Raw genomic sequence first — 18,522 nt, 5'->3', positions numbered from 1 at the left:
CAGGCTGTGTATATATCCAGCTACTTTAGCATTCCTTCAAGCCGGGCGCGACTCCAACAAACGCATCCAGTCGCGCAACAAGCTATCCAGGCTTTGCCGCTGCGTAGTATCCAACCCTTGCAGCAAACTTTCCTCGGCGGCCAAATGCTCCACCACGACGGCATCCACACAGGCCAAACCCGCAGGACTCAAGCGCACCAGCATACGGCGGGCATCTTCCGGGTCCGCAATGCGCTCGATCAAACCCTGCTTTTCCAGACCCTGCAAACGATGCGTCATGGTGCCGGAGCTGACCATCAAGGAAGAAAACAAGGCCGTGGGTGCCAAGGTATACGGCGGGCCGGAGCGGCGCAGGCTGGCCAGCACATCAAACTCGCCCAACTGCAGGCCATGTCGCCTGAAGTTGTCGCTCATCTGTTTTTGGACCAGTTGAAAGCAGCGCGTCATGCGGCCCAGCAAGGCCATGGCGTCCAGATTCTGCAAGTCTGGCCGTTGTTCGCGCCACTGATTGATGATCAGGTCTACCGCGTCGTGTTCTTCGCTCATGATTTCTCGATTTCAATATTTATCTTGATATTAAGATAAATCGCCCCTACACTGACATTTATCTCGACATCAAGATACTTTTACCATGAACCGACTGTCTCTTTGGCTGGTGACGACCTTGACCGCCCTGGGCCCCGCCATCTGGGGTTCCACTTACATTGTGACCACAGAAATTCTGCCGCCCGACCGCCCTTTTATCGCGGCCTTTTTACGTTGCTTTCCCGCTGGCGTGATGCTGCTCTTGTGGAGCCGACGCATGCCTGCCCGAGGTGACTGGGGCAAGACTCTGATTCTGGCAGCCTTGAATATTGGCGCATTTCAGGCACTGCTATTCGTAGCCGCCTACCGCCTGCCGGGTGGCCTGGCCGCTGTTGTGGGGGCCGCTCAGCCCTTGGTCGTGATTGCACTGGCCTGGGCTTTGGAAGGCAAGCGCCCGGTCACCCTGGCCTTGCTCGCTTGCGTGGTCGGCATTATCGGCATGGGCATTTTGCTGCTATCGCCAGAGAGCCAATGGGATACCTGGGGCATGATCGCGGCCATTGTCGGGGCTTTGTGCATGGCCATGGGCACGTACCTGTCGCATCGCTGGCGTAGTGGCATGCCGATTCTGGCCTTCACGGCCTGGCAATTGATGCTCGGTGGTTTGATGCTTGCCCCGCTAGCCTTGTGGCTGGATCCACCACTGGACAGCTCCTTGAGCAGCGTACAAATCGGCGGTTATCTCTACCTGTGTCTGATCGGTGCGCTACTGGCCTATACCCTGTGGTTCCGTGGTATTGCCGTTTTACCCTCTGTGGCCGTGTCCTCGTTGGGTCTGCTTAGCCCTTTGACTGCTGTCATTCTGGGTTGGCTGATTTTGGGTCAGGCCATGACAGGCTCCAGCCTGCTGGGCATTATTTTAGTCATGGGCAGTGTGCTGGCGGTGCAATGGATCAGCAATCGCCCGGCCAAATAACAGTCTTGCACCCATAAAAATAGCGCCCCTTTTAACGATCTGAATGGGCGCGTAAGAGAGGTCACTATCTTGCTACCTCATTAGAAGCAGCAAGGTAGTGACTAATAGCGTTCTTGCAGAACTTGAGCCAAGTCGGTTGCAAAACGTTGGGCGTCTTTGGTGTCCAGATTTGCAAAACTGACACGCAAGCCCTGAGCGGGATTGCTCACGCCAAAGACTTGTCCGGATCGAACCAACCAGCCACGTGCGGCCAATCCTGCCAATACCGGCTCGGCTTCCCGATCCAGCGGAATCCACAGATTGAAGCCTTCTTCGCTATCCCAAAAAGGAATGCTGTGCTTTTTCAAGGCATGTATCAAATCGGCGCGAGCCTGTACATAGGCGGCTTGCGCAATACGGGTCTGCGCCTTGATCTGGGCATCTGTCAAACCGTGCACGACCATTTGCTGCAAAAGGTGGCTGACCCATTGGGCACCGGAGGCCAAACGTTGCGACAAACGCTCGCTGGTTTGCAGATCCGACGCGACCAAAGCCACACGCAAATCCGGACCCAAACCTTTGGATACGGAACGGATCAGGGCCCAACGCAAGTGATCGGCAGGAATCACGTTGCGGTATGGACTGCTGGCCAGCATCCAGAAGTGGTCATCAATCATCAACAACAATTCGGGATACTGCTTCAGGATCTGTTCGATCTGCTTGGCGCGAGCACGGCTCAAGGAGCATCCTGTGGGATTGTGCGCACGCGGGGTCAAAATCAAGGCACGCAGGCCGTCCTCCAGCGCGGCTTCCAGCGAAGCCGGCACAATCCCTTCGCTATCAACGGCAATACCGACGGGCTTATAGCCCAGCGTATGCACAGAGTTGATGCTGTTCAAATAACCGGGGTCTTCAATCCCGACTTTATCGCCCGCCAGCAAAAAGGCTTGCAGCAAACGCTCGATCGCATCGACCGCACCATAGCTGACGTGATAATCAGATTCCGATGGCGTGTCCTTATGGAACACCTGTTGGCACACAGCACGCAACTCAGGCACCAGGGGATCGGCACCGTACAAAGCCTGGGCTTGACCCCGCACCCCGGCCGTTAACTGGGTGGGCGCAGGCAAATAACCCAACGCCGGATTGCCGCTGGCCAGATCCTGCAAGGCCGAACTGGCGCCATGTCCTTCGCGTGCCAGCTCCCGGATTGCCTCACGAATCCGTGTCCCTCGACGGCCTTGTGCATCGGCCACCCCGGCAGAGACCAGGCGTTTGTATGCCAGGGCAACCGTGTTCCGGTTCAATCCCAGTGTTTGAGCCAGTTCGCGTACCGGCGGCAGAATCTGGCCCGGAGCAATTCGCCCCAGTGCCACTTGCTGTCGGATATCATCGAAAAGTTCCTTCGCATTGCTTCCCTGGATATTCATTTTGACCTATGACATAATAGTTTATGCGCGACCCGCAGGGTCGAGTTTATCTTTTTTTTCTTCCTTACTGGTGCGCCATGTCCGAATCCGCCCCTGATCTACTTCACACCGAGCATTATCCCACCTCCACCAGTGTAGAGGCATTTCGGGAACGCATTGCCCTGGTACAACAAAGAATCGATGCCGCCTGCCTGCGCTACGGACGTGCTGCTGGCGACGTACGTTTACTGACTGTCAGCAAAACCTTCGGGATTGACCGCATCCGTCTGGCCTACCAAGCCGGCTGCCGCTTGCTGGGCGAGAACAAGGTGCAGGAAGCCGAAGGCAAGTACGAAGCCCTGCGCGAAGAGCTGCCAGATTTAGAATGGGCTGTTATTGGACACTTGCAAAGCAATAAAGCCAAGTCCGTTGCGCGCTTTGCCTCTGAATTTCATGCCTTGGACAAGCTCAAGACTGCGGAGGCACTAGATCGCCGCCTGCAAATTGAAGGCCGCAGCCTGGACGTCTTCGTGCAGGTAAACACCTCCAGCGAGGACAGCAAATTCGGTTTACCCCCCGAAGAAGTACACGCGTTCGTGCGCGAGCTTCCCCAGTTTTCTGCCTTGAAAGTCAAAGGCCTGATGACCTTGGCCTTGATGGATGCCGACCCGGAGCGGGTACGGCCTTGTTTTGCCCTGCTGCGCAATTTGCGCGATCAGTTACGCAACGATATTGCCCACGCCGAAAACATCCGTGAACTGTCCATGGGTATGTCGGGCGACTATGAAGTCGCTATTGCCGAAGGTTCTACCATTGTGCGTGTTGGACAAGCCATTTTTGGTGCACGCGCCACACCCAACAACTTTTACTGGCCCGTCTCCGATACGGCAACAACATCATGAATCCATTACGCCTGATCATTCGCCAAAACGGGAAAGAAGTCGGACACTTTGAGTCCAGCCCCTGCTGCCCGCCTGAACAACTGATTGCCGTAGCCCGCCACCTGATGACACTGCCTGACAGCGAACTGGAATTGCAACAAGCCAAAGGTGAGCACCGCATCCTGGACAGTGGTCCGCACGGCTTGCGCGTGCTGAGCGCACAGGTTCTATACGAAACGGCTGACTTGCAAGCCTGGTTGCAGCAAGATAGCCAAGTTTCTGCCTGAATCGGATCGGAGTCTGGCCACAAGCCCGCCGACCTGGTTCAGCAAGGCGGCGTACCCAACACGCCGTAACCAAAAAACATACCCGGCCATCAGCCGGGTATGTTTTTTGTGTTTCAGACAACAGGAACAAACAACAACTTAGCGGTTCACCTGTTTAGCTGGCAAGGCGTACGCCAACAAGCAGCTCACCATCAAGCTACCGGCAAACAGCCACAAGGCGGCGCTGCCCGAGCCTGTCAGGTCGGTTACCCAACCAATCAGGGAGTTACTGACCAAGCCAGCAATATTGGCCAAGGAACATGCCAGAGCAAAACCGGTTGCCGCAGCGGTACCTTTCAGGAACGTCGCTGGCAAGCTGAAGAACACAGGCACAGCCCCCATGATCACGGCCGAGGCAACCGTAAAGGCCAGCACAGTCAACCAGGCGTGATGGGCCACAAAGGTACTGACAACCAAGGCAATCGCACCGATGGTCAGCGGCACGATCAAGTGCCAACGACGCTCACGGCAACGGTCCGAACTGGCACCAATCATCAACATGCCCACGACACCGGCCAGCGATGGAATGGCCGTCATCAAACCAATCTGGAAAGGATCCTGCACACCCGCCGCACGGATAAAGGACGGCATCCAGAAACTGATGGAGTATGTGCCCAACAGAATAGAGAAGTCGATCCCACCCAGCATCCACACTTTCAGGTTGAAGAAACCATCTTTAAAGCTGTGCTTGACGCCCTTGCCTTCGGCATCATCAGCAGCCAGATCCGCAGCCAGACGAGACTTCTCTTCCTGACTAAGCCACTGCGCAGACTGATAACTGTTCGGCAAGGCCCAGAAAGTCAGAATACCGAGCAGCACGCTGGGAATCGCTTCCAAAAGAAACAGCCACTGCCAACCACGCCAGCCATTCATATGATCAAAGTGACCAATAATCCAGCCGGACAAAGGACCACCAATCACACTGGACAAAGGCAGACCGATCATGAACAAGGCAATGATCTTGCCGCGCCGGTAAGTGGGAAACCACAAGGTCAGGTAATACAACACACCTGGCAAGAAACCCGCTTCTGCCGCACCCAGCACAAAACGCAGAATGTAGAACTGCGTGGGTGTGGTGACAAACATGGTCAGGCCAGACAAGATGCCCCAGGTAATCATGATGCGGGCAATCCACAGCTTGGCGCCCACACGCTCCAGAATCAGGTTGCTGGGTACCTCGAACAGGATGTAGCCCAAAAAGAACAAGCCCGCACCCAGACCGTAGGCCGTTTCACTCCACTGCAGATGGTCGAGCATTTGCAGCTTGGCAAAGCCGACATTGATACGATCCAGATAAGCAGCCAAATAACAAAAACACAAAAATGGGATCAGACGCCAGATGATCTTCTTATAGAGATCTCCGTTTCCGTCCCGACCAGCAGGCACAGCCGTAGGACTTTGGATGGATGAATGCACCTTGTATATCTCCAGATAATTATTGGTATGCCTGGTGAACCAGAAAACTGCCTAAAAACAGCACCTGACAGAACACAGCAGGGCCCTGAACGCGTCCGCACTCCCCCCATTGGGCTGCTGACCGTTTACAGATAAAGAGTGATGTATCAACGGTGACTCCCGACTGAACCTGGCCGTCTCTCTCCATAGAGACAGGCCATGCACAGCGAGACCCGATCAGATTGATGCTGCACTGAGCCCAGATCGCTCCCAGAATCAGCGCAGCGCACGGCTTAGCTGGACTTCAGGTCCTGGCCATACAGGTCGTAGCCGTAAACCCAAGCCGGATCTTCTTGCGTGCGCAAGAACGTATTGGCGTTGGACACGGACTGAACACGAGTCGCGCGCTCTTTGCGGTTGAGCTCGTACAGATCAAAGGCCGTGCGGAAATCCGACAGGCCGGTCTCTTGCAGGCAGCGAGTCAACATGGCGGCATCTTCAATCGCCATGCAAGCACCTTGAGCCATATGTGGCTTCATGGGGTGACATGCATCGCCCAACATAACCAGCCGACCACGGCTCCACAAAGGCAGCGGATTGCGGTTGCGCAATGGCCACTTGGTAATGCTTTCCGTCGATTTGATCAGATTCTGAACCGTGGAATGATAGCCTTCAAATGCGGCCAGCATCTCTTCTTGCGAGCTATCGACGTACGCACCCTGGAAATCCCAGGCAGGATGTGGCACGCCAGTCACAAAGTAGTACTCATCACGCTTGCCGGTAGTGTAGTAAACCATCATGTGGCGGTCGTCTGTCCACCATTTCACACAGTCTTCAAATTCGTCCGCAAAACGGGCCAGGTTTTCACCACGAATCAGGGCACGGTGCGCCACCCAGCCACTGTAAATTGGGTCTTCTACACCCAGCAGGGTTTCACGGATCTTGGAGTGGATGCCATCGGCACCAATCACAATATCAGCCGTCACGCTGGTGCCGTCGGCAAATTCCAGCAAGACATCATCGCCACGGTCCACCAGATTTTGCAAACGCTTGCCAAAGTGCACGGTGCCTGGCTTGATGCTATCGATTTGTAAGGCGTGCATATCACCACGGTGCACCGTGATGTACGAAGCACCGTATTCTTTCTTGGCAAACTCACCCAGAGGGATACGGGACAAGTAATCGCCCGTTTCGCCATCGCGACTAAACCAGAAATCGGGATGCGACCCCATGTCATCCAACGCCTTCTCCAGACCCATGCGGCGGAAAATCTTCATCACGTTGGGACCCACGTGGATACCGGCACCCAAACGCGAGAATTCTGGCGCCTGTTCAAATACTTCTACCTCAAAGCCAGCTTGCTGCAACAGAGTCGCCGCAGCGGCTCCGCCAAGACCGGCCCCTACAATCGCAATCTTGACTGTTTTTTCCATCATTAGCTCCAAATCACGGCACTCATCAAAAGTGCTCACCACATGTTTTTAGTAGTGTACACACTAAGTTTAAGCATGAAAACAGGTGATTGAGCTAGGGTTTATACCTACCTGAAGCTATTTTAAATGACTAAAAAACCAGCTTTTAACTAGGTTTTAAATTATAAATATCAATAAGTTAAAAGAAAAAATCAAAACAAAACCAAGCCTTGAACATCCAGACATCAAATTTATTTAATTTTAAGATTTAACAGTGTGTAGACTCATTTATTGCGGTGTGCACTCTGAAATTGCAGATACTTTAAATCCGAAAGAACTGATCTGGATCAGGCGTGAACAGGCCCCTGGACAGGTATACTTGCCCAGTTGTTACGCAACTGGCCTGCCCATTCCACAACAAGACAGAAAGACTATGCAGCCTACCTCCCCCGTTCCTGAGCCTCAAACCTTGTCCTACGATGTCACCGAACAAATCGGCCACCTGCTGCGCAAGGCAGGTCAACGGCACACGGCCATCTTTCAGCATTACGTAGGCGACACTCAGCTAACTGCGATTCAGTTCGTGACGCTCTGCGCTCTGCGCGACCATGGACCCAGCTCGCAAACCGAGCTGGTCGAAGCCACGGCAGTCGACCAGGCCACCATACGGGGCATTATTCAGCGTCTGAAATCACGCAACCTGATTGAACTGGCACCGGACAAGGACGACAGACGCAAGGTCATTGTGGAGCTGACCCAGGAAGGGCTGGACCTGCTCGATCGTGTCATCCCGCGGGCCCATACCATCAGCGAACTGACCATGGGCAATCTGAACCCCGCAGAACGCGTGGCCATCGTGTATCTGCTGCGCAAAATGATAGACAGCACCCTGGATATGAGCGACAAGGAATAAGGCCAAACATCGCTTGAAGAGGCTATGTTTTATTCGGCCTTTAAGATATATTTAAAATACATCTTTTAACTGATCTGCCATGACTCCTTTCACTGCCTCCCCCGTCTCTACCCGCCCAGAATGGCGCGCATTCCTGGAACTGGGGTTTCGACCCCTCTATCTTTTAGCCACGCTTTGGGGTGCGGCCAGCATTGCACTCTGGCTCTATGCGCCCGGCTGGCTGGCCAATGCAGCCATCCCCTCCCTGTACTGGCATGCTCATGAAATGCTCTGGGCCTTTATCGGCACCATTGCCGTGGGGTTTTTACTAACGGCCAGCGCGACCTGGACGGGGCAAGCCACCTTGCGTGGCTCCTCGTTGGGGGCTTTGTGTTTAATCTGGATTCTGGCGCGTTTCAGCCTGCTGTTCCCCAACGGCTTGATCGCCGCCTTGCTGCTGGATGCCTTGTTCTTTGCGGTTGCCGCTGCTGAACTGGCCCGCGTTATTCTAATCGCGCGCAACAAGCGCAATTACGGCATCCCCCTGGCCATGCTGGCCTTGGGCCTGAGCCATGCCCTGTTCATGTACAGCCTGTTGCAAGGGCAAGATCCCATGCCCTACTTCTACAGCGGCTTCTGGACCATGGGTTTGATCACTTTGCTGATTGCTCGCCGCATCATCCCCTTCTTTGCCATGCGCGCCTTGCCGGGCTTGAGCTTGCCTGCTCAAACGCGTAGCGGTCATTGGCAAATGGGCTTGAGCGCCATCGCCATTGCCTTGGCACTTAGCCCCTGGCGCTGGGCTTTGGCAATGGTTCTGGCTGCCTTGGGCTTGATTGCCTGCTTTCAGTGGGTGCGCTGGAAACCCTGGGCTAGCCGCAACACGCCCCTGCTGTGGATTCTGTATCTGGGCTATGCCGGTCTGGCTATCGGCTTGCTCAGTGCTGCCGCCTATGAAGCAGGCTGGATTCTACGCGCTGCCTGGCCGGTGCATATTGTGGGTTTAGCAGGTTTTAGTGTCATGATTATCGGTATGCTGACCCGTACCGCTCTGGGTCATTTGGGTCGCCCCTTACGGGCCACACCCAAAGTCGTGCTGAGCTACGGTTTCCTGATTGCCGCCTGTGTCTTGCGCTTGCTGGCCCTGATCCCCAGCAGTTGGAGCCTGCCTTTGCTGCATGTCTCTGGCCTGTGCTGGATTCTGGCCATGCTCAATTACCTGCATCAGTTTGCTCCCATGTTGATTCGTCCCCGGCTGAACTGACCGCAGCATCGGCGCCACACTTTAAAAGCCAAGCCACCGGCGCCATTTATCTTTATTTGCTACCAGACAGTGCCTGCTTATACTAAGCAGGCACGTTGCTTGCCCCCTCTGCAAGCAACGCGGGACGGATCGTTCTGATCCTTGTTCATGCCGCGCACTCATTCCCATGTCTCTTGCCTATCTGGCTGGCCTCTTCTTGAAACGCATTCTGCTTGGCGGGCTGAGTGCTTTGCTCCTGCCGTTTTCTGCCCAGGCCACTGATGCCTGTCATGGCAGCCGTGATCTGGTTGTCGTTGGCCATATGGACGACGACCTGCTGTTCATGAACCCAGACCTGTCCCACTCTATCCAGGCCGGTGCCTGCATGCAGGTTCTGTATCTGACTGCCAGCGAACGCAAAGGCGGACTGGAATATATGTACAGCCGCGAACAAGGAGTACGTGCCGCCTATGCCTATATGGCTGGGCTGGTCAATGAATGGCAGCAAACTCGCGTCATGATCGGCAGTGCGTCGATCACACAATTCAGCCTGCAAGCCAGACCGGGCATTCAACTGAGCCATTTGCGCCTGCAAGACCCTTGGCTGGGCCCAGGCTGGGGAAGCCTGACTCCGTTAAGTCGCGCAGAATCAGTCCCAGGCCAAACAGTCCAAACACTGGATAGCCCGCAACAAACACTGAGCCGCGAGCAACTGGTTCAAACACTGGTCGCTTTGATACGGCTGTATCGGCCTACCAGCATTCGCTATCTGGATGACACCAATCCCGTGCCTTACACCCAACTGTGCTGGCGCTGTACCGGACACGGACATCCGGACCATATCGCCAGCGCCCGTCTGGTTCGGGAGGCCATGCTGGCTGCCCCCGGCAATTACGCGCAAATTGGCTATGTGGACTACCCCATTCAAGAACAGGCCCGTAATCTAACCTTGGATGAAATTCACACTAAAACCGAGATTTTCCGGCGCTACGCCTGGCACGATCAACATGCGTGCAAAGGCCCCGCCGTGTGTCAGGAACCCGCTGGCCCCGCCGCTGCATGGGTACAGCGCAGTTACTACACCAGCCGCGCGGACTACCCCGCCAGCCTCTTGAGTGACAGCGAAGGCAGGCTCAGCTTTTTCGCATCGGGCGAACAGAACGACGCCATCAATCAATGGGATGTGCAAGAGCAACGCTGGATGAGCTTGGGCGGACGCACCGCCGATATCTTGAGCGCCTTTCAATACACAGATGGAAGCCCCGGCCTGTTTGCCCGTGATGCCACCGGACAAGTCTGGTTCAGCCGCTCCCCCGATGGAGATGACTGGCTGGCCTGGCAGAGCATACCCGGCCCCCGTATATTGCACACGCCCGTGGTCAGCCGCCGTGACAGTCAGGCTGTGGCCATGGGAACCGATGGCCGCTTTTATTGGAGCGCCGCCCGCCCGCCTGACTACCGCTGGAGTACCTGGCAAGCACTGCCAGTATTGGCAGAGGCCACCTACCCCGCCACTCTGAACCTGGATAAGCAGGGACGCCTCCATATATTTGCCAGCACTCTGCAGGGCCAGCTCTTCCAGGCTTATCAGCAAAGCGACTTGACTTGGCAGGCCTGGCAACCGGTTCCCGTTCCTCCCATTAGTGGTGGACTGGCGTCTATCCTGAATGCCCAAGGGCATATTGAACTGTACATGCGCGACCGCCAAAGCCAGCAGTTGCAGCGCCTGGCACAAGACAGCAAGCAAGGCTGGGCAGGCCCCAACAACCTGGGCTTGCGCTATGTAGGGGCGCCTGCGCTTAGCCTGGATGAAAAAGACCGCGTCGTTGTGGCGGTTCAGAAGAGCTCTGGCGGCGCCATTGTGCTGCTTGATCAGGGACAGGAACTGGAAGTGGACACGCAGTCTGCCTCTCAACCAACGCTGTACAGACTGAACGGCACCTTGTTCCTTGCCAGTCGCCCAGTCGGTCCCGAGCAACGCTACCGACTACTGGAGCGCCGTCACGGCAAATGGGTGCAAGTCGCCCTGACTCAAGCCCCACCACCGCAAGGGGGACGGTCCTTTAGCGAGGCTCCCGTCTTTATCGCCCACCCGTATGTACAACCGTAAGGTTGAATCAAACTCCAAAAATGTAACAAAGTTCATGAACACAGCCCAGCTCCCCGGGACGAAGCCGAACCAACAAGCGAATCCAGTGATTGATCCATACCCCAGGAGCAAATTCGGAAACCGGGCCTTGGGTGTTGCATCTTGTTTCAATAGTATGTGCTGACTCTCTCAGCTCCAGTACAATCGCTCGCTGACAGTCGCCGGCTTATCGGCGCCTTACTTTTAGCTACCCTTCAGAGATCATGAAGCCAACTACCTTACTTGCCGCCCTGTTGGGCGTGGCCATCGGCGCCGGTGGCGCTATTTATTACGCCAAAAACGTACCTGTGCCGGCAAGCGGCCCAGTCAGCGCCCCCAGCACCCTCGGTGCTGCCCAACCCCTGGTATTAGGCCAATCCGTCTCTGGCGAACTAACCAGCAAAAGCTTTTTGAATCTGAGCGATGGCGTGCGCAGCAGCCTGTTTGATGTAAAAGCCGAAGCCGGTCAACTTATCAAGATCAGCGTCACCGGCCCCTTGCGCCCTCAAATCACCGTGCTGCGCAACGGCGAGCTGGTAACACGCACCCAGCGTTGTGAGGATTGCCCAGAGAGCGAAACCAAGGATCAAGCCACCACACTGGGCTTCAAGGCGGATTTCAACGACACCTACCAAGTGGTTGTCAGCGGTTTCAATACCAGCTCCTTTGGCCCGTTCCAGGTCGCTGTCAACACCCTGAAAGCCTACACAGGCGAGCCCTTGACCCCCGATCAGACCATTCATGACTGGGCCTTGGGTGGCCAAAAACGCTACCGCTTGAATATTGACAAGGACGGCTTGTACAGCTTGGCCATGAAGGCTGAGCAAAACAGCCTGGACGCCTATCTGACATTGATGGATCGTCGCGGCATGGAACTGGCTTCGGACGATGACAACGGTGGTGGCACCGATGCACGCCTACAGGTTTACCTGAAAGCCGGTGAATACATTGTGCAGACCAGCTCGGCCATGGGTTCACAAAACTTCCAGGGTGGCTTCTCGCTGCAGATCAAGCCGGAGGACATGACAGGTGAAGTCGATCTGAAAAATGGCGATACGCTGGTGCTGGACGGCGAAGGCAAAAGCGGTTTGTTTACCGGTGAGACCCAAACCTACAGCTTCACCTTGCCCGAGCCCAAGCTGGTCACAGTGCGAATGGACGCCCAAGGCTTCCAGGCCACCATGGAAGTGGATTCCACCAGTGCCAACCAATACGGGGATGAAGCCGGCCAGCAACGCGTCCGTGGCGTACTGGCGGCAGGAGAACACCAGGTGAAGATCTCTGGCTCTAATCAAGCCGGTTTATTTGCCCTGTCCGCCTCGGCAGATGAAGTCCCTGCCAATGCCGGCGGCGGTACCATCCGTGTGGGTGAGCCTCGCCAGGCTCTGATGCTGCAAGGCATCACCAGCGACAGCTACCAGTTGACCGTACGTCAGCCTGGCAGCTACGTCATTGACATGACCTCGCCTATCTTCGACACCTACCTGGTGCTGCGTAAAGACGGTCAAACTGTTGCCGAAGACGATGATAGCGGCGGCGACATGAACGCACGCCTGGAAGTCCAACTGGAAGCCGGCGAGTATGAAATCAAAGCCATGTCCTTGGGCAGCTACGAGCAGGATATGGACTATGAGTTGTCGGTAAAACGTCGTTAAGACGATTCCGACAAGCGAATATCCAGGCTGAAAGCTCCCGGGCTTTCAGCCTTTTTTCTTCTATGCAGCCAACTTGGGTTTGATCTGAAACAAGCATATTGACGCTACAGGGTATACACCTAAGTACGTCTACCAAGCCTGCAAAGCCGCATCACTACTGGTTTCAAAGGCCTTTTCCTGCCTCTTTCCGGCTGGCGTTTGATCTGCTTACGATTTGCTTTTTCGATTTTCTTGATAATATAAATGCAAATCATTATCATTAAATTCATTATTGATGCGCTACCTTTTATCAGGAGCAATGCATGCAGACACTCGCCCAACAGCCCCAACACGCTCTCACCCAACGCGACGAACTGGCCTCCTGGCGCAGTTTGATCACACAGGGAAACCAGGCCTTTCAATCCCACAATTACACCGATGCCATCGCGCACTACCAACAGGCGCGCGCGTATGTAAAACCGCTGCTGTTTGGCTCTTGTGAAGGGGCCGACGCCACCATTGCCGCCTGGGTCATTGCCCATTTGAATCTGGCCGATGCCTGCGAACAATTGGGGCAAAGCGACGAGCAGGGCCTGCACCTGTGTACCGCACATGAAACCTTGTGCTGCGCGGCAGCCAACACGCACCTGGCCGATGATTGGCGTATGGCCGCCTGGCAACATAGCCGACGCACCTATGTCGAGCTGGCGCGCTATGCACGCCGCTATCCCCATCATGTCCCTACCTGCTCTGCCCTGTTCTTAGGGGCAGTCAGCCCGCAGGAACGCTCTTTTTCTCATTAAGTTTCATTCTGTCCCCCAGGCGCAACCAGCCTGGGGTTTATCGAGGAGTGCGTGTTGTCTTACACCTTACCTGCCCTGCCTTATGCCTACCATGCTCTGGAACCTCATATCGACACCCAGACTATGGAGATCCACTACAGCAAACATCATCAGACCTATATCAACAATCTGAATGCGGCACTGGAAGCGGCCAACTTGCCCAGTCCGCCTATTGATGAGCTGGTTACCGGGCTGGACAAACTGCCCGAGTCCGTGCGCAATGTGGTGCGCAACAATGGCGGCGGTCATGCCAACCATAGCTTGTTCTGGACCGTCATGACGCCCGATGCCGATACCAGCGTGCCCAAGGATCTGGCCCATGCCATAGACCGGGATCTGGGCGGCTTCGAGAAATTCAAGGACGCCTTTACCAAAGCGGCGATTTCACGCTTTGGCAGTGGCTGGGCCTGGCTGAGTGTGACGCCAGAAAAGAAGCTGGTGGTAGAGAGCACCGGCAATCAGGACAGCCCACTGATGCACGGCAACACACCCATTCTGGGCCTGGACGTGTGGGAGCATGCCTACTACCTGAAGTATCAGAACCGTCGACCTGAATACATTGCGGCTTTCTTCAATGTAATCAATTGGCCCGAAGTGCTGAGACGATATCTGGAAGCCGTTAAATAAGGCAGTTTTACAGCATGTTGTTTGACAAGCTGCCTTAACCCTATCACCCTACTCGGAGATAGGTGGCGTCAGACGCTTTGGCCTGTCGCCCTTCCCAAGCAACCCTCCACGTTCGGAGGGTTTTTACTTTGGGAGCACATCCATACACCGTCCCGCATCCACGCCTGGGTTTGGCCCAATTGCGCTCTCCATCACCAAACGCTATGTTGATTGTTAGCGCCCTTACCACACTCGTCCTCAGGTCCCGCCATGTTGAGTCTCTGCGATCGTATTCAATCCTTGCGTTCCCTGTTTCACTTCGATGCGGTGCAGCTTTTGGGTTGTACACCGCAAAGCCGTACCCATCTGGAATTGCATTGTGAAGGCTATAACCTGAACTGCGCCTCTGCCTTGGGAACGGGTTTTCCGCAAATCTACGCACCAGGTTTTACGGCGCAAGCCTCTCCTCACGACTTACTCCCCCCCTCCATTTCCGAATGTTCGGACACCATGGATCCTCCTTTTCGCAGCACCGCCATCTATACCGATGCTCTGCTGCGTGGCGGGTTTCAGGATGGGATGACGGTAGAACTGCAGCGCGGGGATTCGTATCTGGGGATGATTCACTTCTCTTCCCAACAGGCAGGCTGCTTCAATCGCCACGTCCGCACGCTGGCGCTGGGCGCAAAAATCTTGCTGGAAGAGGCCATGCAGAACATGGTCTCGCAAAACGGTATCGTCTTGCATTTGGTGCCACAGGCAGGTGGCCTGATCATGCGTGAAGACATGCTCTCCGATGCATCCCAATTCAGCCCGGCCCTGGCTAAGGCCTTGTCCTTCATGGGCCAGGAAACATCAACTTTGCAGGCGTTCTGGCTGGAAGGCAAACACAGCTATCGACTACAGGCGCAACGTTTTCCCAAGGGCGATGTTCTGGTGCGACTGGTGCCCGCCCCCTTGCCCGCCGCGCTCAGTGCCAAGGAAATGCAGGTGCTGGGCTGGCTGGTGACGGGCTATACCGACCGGGAAATTGCAAGCTGCCTGTTTTTAAGCGAACGCACCGTACATTCGCATGTCACGTCCTTGCTGCGCAAGCTCGGCCTTACCAGACGGACAGAAGCCGCTGTTAAAGCGGCTTTGAATCATTGGTATGTGCCGGATGCGCATGGCGCGATCCTGGCGGCGGTGCCCGGACTGTACCACTAAGGGCAAGGTCCGGAACAACGCTCAAAACTGACACATCAGCCGTCAACGCAGGCCGCTCAACAGGGTTGCAGCTTCGTCCACGCAAGCACGTTCTGCGTCCAGCAGCGTATCGCCGCCCATTCCACCCAGGAATTCCGCGTAAGGATCAGCCAACGTGCGTACGCCAGTCAGCTCTTCAATCACGGCCTGACCGCAGAATGGCAAGTAATGCGGGCTATAACCCCCTTCCTGCACAAAGGCAATACGGCCTTCGCAAACTTCCTCGGCGCAGTCGATGATTTGACGCGCCATCTGACGGAAGCCGGACGCTGTCACCATCATGCGCGCCAGTGGGTCCATCATGCTGGCATCAAAGCCCGAGCCCACGATAATCAACTGCGGTTTATAGGCGTGCAGCGCGGGCAGCACCACTTTTTCCATGGCATAGAGGTAGGCGGCATTCCCACCGCCAGGAGGCAGTGGGACGTTCAGGTTGTAGCCCAGGCCTTCGCCCTCGCCACGCTCAGTCGTGAAACCGCTATTGGCCGGGAAGCACAGATGCTGGTGCAGAGAAATGGTCAGCACCGATGGATCATTCCACCAAATGTCCTGAGTTCCGTTGCCGTGGTGTACATCCCAATCCAGAATCGCGACACGATCCAAACCTAGCTCTTCGCGGGCATACGCCGCCGCTACTGAGGTGTTATTGAAAATGCAAAAACCCATCGCACCAGCACGGGGCGCATGGTGGCCGGGTGGATTCACCAGTGCGTAGCCATTGCTGACTTCACGGCTAACCACTTTCTTGACCATCTCAATGGCACCACCGGCAGAAAGCATGGCAATTTCAAGGCCGCCATTACCCATGGTGGTAATGCCGTCGCCCGTGTCGCCGCCGGTTGGCAAGGCACTGACGCGCTTCATGTTTTCCAGATGCTCTGCCGTATGCACACGCAAAATATCCTTGTCGCGCGCAGGCTTGGCCTGGATGCTGGTCAGATGATCAATTTGCCCGGAGGCGCAAACCAGCTCGTGAAAGCGGCGCTTGGTATCGGGGTGAGCCAAGTGGTGGCTGATCGGCTGTAAGCGGGCGCCCAGATTGGCCGAAGCAAGACTGCCTGTCCCCGTATCGACCCAGCCGTAAAGTGTGTTCCAAATATATCCTGTTGCCATGTCGTCTCCTTTCTTTTGGTTTGTCTGGCAGAACCATAGTAGGGATCTGAACGACTGAAAGAATCCGTAGGATTGCCGAATTTATGGACTGATCAGGACGCACTCACGACAAAAGAGGCAGAGGACGCTTGTTCTCCAAAGCGTTCTCTGCCTCTTTCTTCAGGCTGATTTACTTGTCGATGGCGGACACGCCCAAGGCCTAAATCAACTCGGCAACATTGATTACTTCTGCTCCGCAAGCTTCAAGCAACTCGGCATCGTAACTGGCGAACAGCACAACACGGTCTTGCGACCAGATCTCGAACTGCTCCGCCAAAGCGGCACGAGCCTGCGTGTCCAGGCCGTTGCTGGGGCCATCGGCAATAATCACAGCCGGGTCACCCAAAGCCGCCGCCGTCAGAAACACCTTGCGACGCGTGCCCGTCGACATTTGCTCAAAACGCTTGTCCAAATGTGGCTCCAAGCCTAATCGGGAGGCGAAATCCAGCGCATTACCATCCACGCGGGTATTCTTTTCTGCAGCGATTTGCTCTAGCAGCTCACGGCCCGTCTGGGACGGAAACAGCATGCAATTATCAGGTACATACGCCATACGGGAGCGGGCTTGTCGGGGAGCTTTCATCAACGAATGCCCGTCTATCCACACTTCCCCTGCATCCGGTTCGAGCAAGCCTGCAATGATATTCAGCAAAGTGGATTTGCCGGTGCTGTCTTCTTCACAGAGCGCCGCGCAGCCAGGCTGAAAGGTATGAGTCAGCCCCTTGAAAACAGGGTAGTCGCCATAGTTTTTACTGAGATTGTCTATGCGTAGCATGCTGGAAATCACTGCCAAAGAAGCGCCCGAACAGACACAAGATGCACTGACAGGCGGGACAAAAACAAGTACGGGAGCTAACCCGAACAGGGCCTTAGTATAGGTCTTTATGGCCTTGCTTATCCCAATGCCGTATCCAGCAGCATCATCAAGACAAAACCGATCATCAAGCCACCCGTCGCAAAGGTTTCATGTCCTTGCCGGTGCGATTCGGGAATGATCTCGTGGCTGATCACAAACAACATGGCACCCGCTGCAAAACCCAGGCCAAAAGGCAAAAGCACCAGCGAGCTGCTGACGGCCACTGCGCCCAGCACCGCTCCGACCGGCTCGACCAAGCCACTGGCCATGCCCAAAACGACCGAGAAAGCACGGCTGTAACCGGCAGCCAGCAAAGCCAACGCCACCACCAAACCTTCCGGCACGTCCTGAATGGCAATACCCGTGGCCAGCGCATTGGCGCGCACCCCTTCATTGCCCACATAGCCCACGCCAATGGCCAACCCTTCCGGAAAGTTATGCAGCATAATCGCGATCACAAACAGCCAGGTACGGCGCAGCTTGGTCGACGAGGCATTACCCGGCCCCTCACGCCCTTTAATGAAATGCTCGTGCGGCAGGATGCGATCGAGCAGCATCAAGGCTGCGGCCCCCAACAAGATGGAAAAGCCCACTGCTAAACCCGCAGCCCAGGCACCACCACCAAACACCTGCTGCTTTTCTGCCGCTTCCAGACCTGGCAAAACCAGCGAGAAGGCACAAGCGGCCAGCATCACCCCTGCCCCAAAGCCATACAGCGTATCTTGCGTACGCTGCGACATGGTTTGAGAAAACATGACAGGCACGGTGCCCAGTGCCGTGGCCAGTGCCGCGATGGAGCCGCCCACCAGGGCCTGCAAGACCGCCGGATGATCTTGTGCGTACAGCCAGAACTGATGACAGAGCGCCCAGACGCCCCCCATGGAGATGATCAGTCCAACCCACAGGCGCAGGTGTTGGCGCCAATTAGGCGAGGTTCCCTTATTGGGTAAAAAGTAGTGGCTTGTTTTCGGTTTCATCGCCATGCGCCCCCAGAAAATTACGCAATCCAGGTTTGCCTAGT

Annotated in this window: 17 protein-coding genes; 10 read left to right on the top strand and 7 right to left on the bottom strand. The window is 55.7% G+C overall.

Annotation, left to right across the window (positions count from 1 at the left end; translation table 11 throughout):
- Positions 1 to 36 precede the first annotated feature (36 nt).
- Positions 37 to 546 carry a MarR family transcriptional regulator gene (locus ACDI13_RS16515; protein ID WP_316991050.1) on the bottom strand — a complete coding sequence of 170 codons (510 nt, stop codon included), beginning with the start codon at positions 544 to 546 and terminating at the stop codon, positions 37 to 39.
- 85 nt (positions 547 to 631) lie between these two features.
- Here ACDI13_RS16515 and ACDI13_RS16510 point away from each other — a divergent pair, with 85 nt between their 5' ends.
- Positions 632 to 1,501, top strand: a complete 870-nt coding sequence (locus ACDI13_RS16510) for a DMT family transporter (protein ID WP_316991049.1) — start codon at positions 632 to 634, stop codon at positions 1,499 to 1,501.
- Positions 1,502 to 1,602: 101 nt separating this feature from the next.
- Here ACDI13_RS16510 and ACDI13_RS16505 read toward each other — a convergent pair whose 3' ends face one another.
- A complete protein-coding gene (locus ACDI13_RS16505; protein ID WP_316991048.1) occupies positions 1,603 to 2,910 on the bottom strand; it encodes an aminotransferase class I/II-fold pyridoxal phosphate-dependent enzyme in 1,308 nt (435 codons plus the stop codon).
- Between the two features lie 77 nt (positions 2,911 to 2,987).
- On the opposite strand from ACDI13_RS16505, the gene ACDI13_RS16500 reads away from it, so the two are divergent.
- On the top strand, positions 2,988 to 3,791 hold the full coding sequence (locus ACDI13_RS16500) for a YggS family pyridoxal phosphate-dependent enzyme (RefSeq protein ID WP_316991140.1): 804 nt from the start codon (positions 2,988 to 2,990) through the stop codon (positions 3,789 to 3,791).
- Complete coding sequence (locus ACDI13_RS16495) at positions 3,788 to 4,057, top strand: hypothetical protein (protein ID WP_316991141.1); 270 nt, start codon at positions 3,788 to 3,790, stop codon at positions 4,055 to 4,057. The genes ACDI13_RS16500 and ACDI13_RS16495 overlap by 4 nt, the downstream gene beginning before the upstream one ends.
- Positions 4,058 to 4,195: 138 nt before the next feature.
- Here ACDI13_RS16495 and ACDI13_RS16490 read toward each other — a convergent pair whose 3' ends face one another.
- Together ACDI13_RS16490 and ACDI13_RS16485 are read right to left on the bottom strand one after the other, a co-directional pair.
- Positions 4,196 to 5,512 carry an MFS transporter gene (locus ACDI13_RS16490; RefSeq protein ID WP_316991142.1) on the bottom strand — a complete coding sequence of 439 codons (1,317 nt, stop codon included), beginning with the start codon at positions 5,510 to 5,512 and terminating at the stop codon, positions 4,196 to 4,198.
- A gap of 272 nt (positions 5,513 to 5,784) precedes the next feature.
- Positions 5,785 to 6,924: an FAD-dependent monooxygenase gene (locus ACDI13_RS16485; RefSeq protein WP_009454531.1), complete on the bottom strand. Its 1,140-nt coding sequence runs from the start codon at positions 6,922 to 6,924 to the stop codon at positions 5,785 to 5,787.
- A gap of 412 nt (positions 6,925 to 7,336) precedes the next feature.
- On the opposite strand from ACDI13_RS16485, the gene ACDI13_RS16480 reads away from it, so the two are divergent.
- The 7 genes from ACDI13_RS16480 to ACDI13_RS16450 all read left to right on the top strand — a co-directional run bounded on the left by ACDI13_RS16480 (position 7,337) and on the right by ACDI13_RS16450 (position 15,454).
- Entirely contained in the window at positions 7,337 to 7,816 is a 480-nt protein-coding gene (locus ACDI13_RS16480) for a MarR family transcriptional regulator (RefSeq protein WP_316991143.1), read from the top strand.
- A 79-nt stretch (positions 7,817 to 7,895) separates the two neighbouring features.
- Entirely contained in the window at positions 7,896 to 9,059 is a 1,164-nt protein-coding gene (locus ACDI13_RS16475) for an NnrS family protein (RefSeq protein ID WP_316991144.1), read from the top strand.
- Positions 9,060 to 9,255: 196 nt separating this feature from the next.
- Complete coding sequence (locus ACDI13_RS16470) at positions 9,256 to 11,148, top strand: PIG-L family deacetylase (protein WP_372372523.1); 1,893 nt, start codon at positions 9,256 to 9,258, stop codon at positions 11,146 to 11,148.
- Positions 11,149 to 11,390: 242 nt separating this feature from the next.
- The gene (locus ACDI13_RS16465) at positions 11,391 to 12,821 is read left to right on the top strand and encodes a hypothetical protein (RefSeq protein WP_316991146.1); all 1,431 of its coding nucleotides are present in this window, start codon (positions 11,391 to 11,393) and stop codon (positions 12,819 to 12,821) included.
- Positions 12,822 to 13,123: 302 nt separating this feature from the next.
- Positions 13,124 to 13,603, top strand: coding sequence for a hypothetical protein (locus ACDI13_RS16460; protein ID WP_316991147.1), 480 nt, complete (start codon positions 13,124 to 13,126; stop codon positions 13,601 to 13,603).
- 54 nt (positions 13,604 to 13,657) lie between these two features.
- Positions 13,658 to 14,269 (top strand): superoxide dismutase, encoded by a 612-nt coding sequence (locus ACDI13_RS16455; RefSeq protein WP_316991148.1) that lies wholly within the window; start codon positions 13,658 to 13,660, stop codon positions 14,267 to 14,269.
- 249 nt (positions 14,270 to 14,518) lie between these two features.
- Positions 14,519 to 15,454, top strand: coding sequence for a LuxR C-terminal-related transcriptional regulator (locus ACDI13_RS16450; protein WP_316991149.1), 936 nt, complete (start codon positions 14,519 to 14,521; stop codon positions 15,452 to 15,454).
- A gap of 42 nt (positions 15,455 to 15,496) precedes the next feature.
- On the opposite strand, the gene ACDI13_RS16445 is transcribed toward ACDI13_RS16450, so the two are convergent.
- The 3 genes from ACDI13_RS16445 to ACDI13_RS16435 all read right to left on the bottom strand — a co-directional run bounded on the left by ACDI13_RS16445 (position 15,497) and on the right by ACDI13_RS16435 (position 18,382).
- Positions 15,497 to 16,606: a class II histone deacetylase gene (locus tag ACDI13_RS16445; protein ID WP_316991150.1), complete on the bottom strand. Its 1,110-nt coding sequence runs from the start codon at positions 16,604 to 16,606 to the stop codon at positions 15,497 to 15,499.
- Positions 16,607 to 16,805: 199 nt separating this feature from the next.
- On the bottom strand, positions 16,806 to 17,420 hold the full coding sequence (locus ACDI13_RS16440; protein ID WP_316991151.1) for an ATP-binding cassette domain-containing protein: 615 nt from the start codon (positions 17,418 to 17,420) through the stop codon (positions 16,806 to 16,808).
- 119 nt (positions 17,421 to 17,539) lie between these two features.
- On the bottom strand, positions 17,540 to 18,382 hold the full coding sequence (locus ACDI13_RS16435) for a ZIP family metal transporter (protein WP_316991159.1): 843 nt from the start codon (positions 18,380 to 18,382) through the stop codon (positions 17,540 to 17,542).
- Between the last annotated feature and the right edge of the window lie 140 nt (positions 18,383 to 18,522).

The organism is Alcaligenes faecalis (assembly GCF_041521385.1).
GTDB classification, from domain to species: domain Bacteria; phylum Pseudomonadota; class Gammaproteobacteria; order Burkholderiales; family Burkholderiaceae_B; genus Alcaligenes; species Alcaligenes faecalis_E.
The sequence above is the reverse complement of the archived record's forward strand: the minus strand, read 5'-3'. Positions and strand labels throughout refer to the sequence as shown.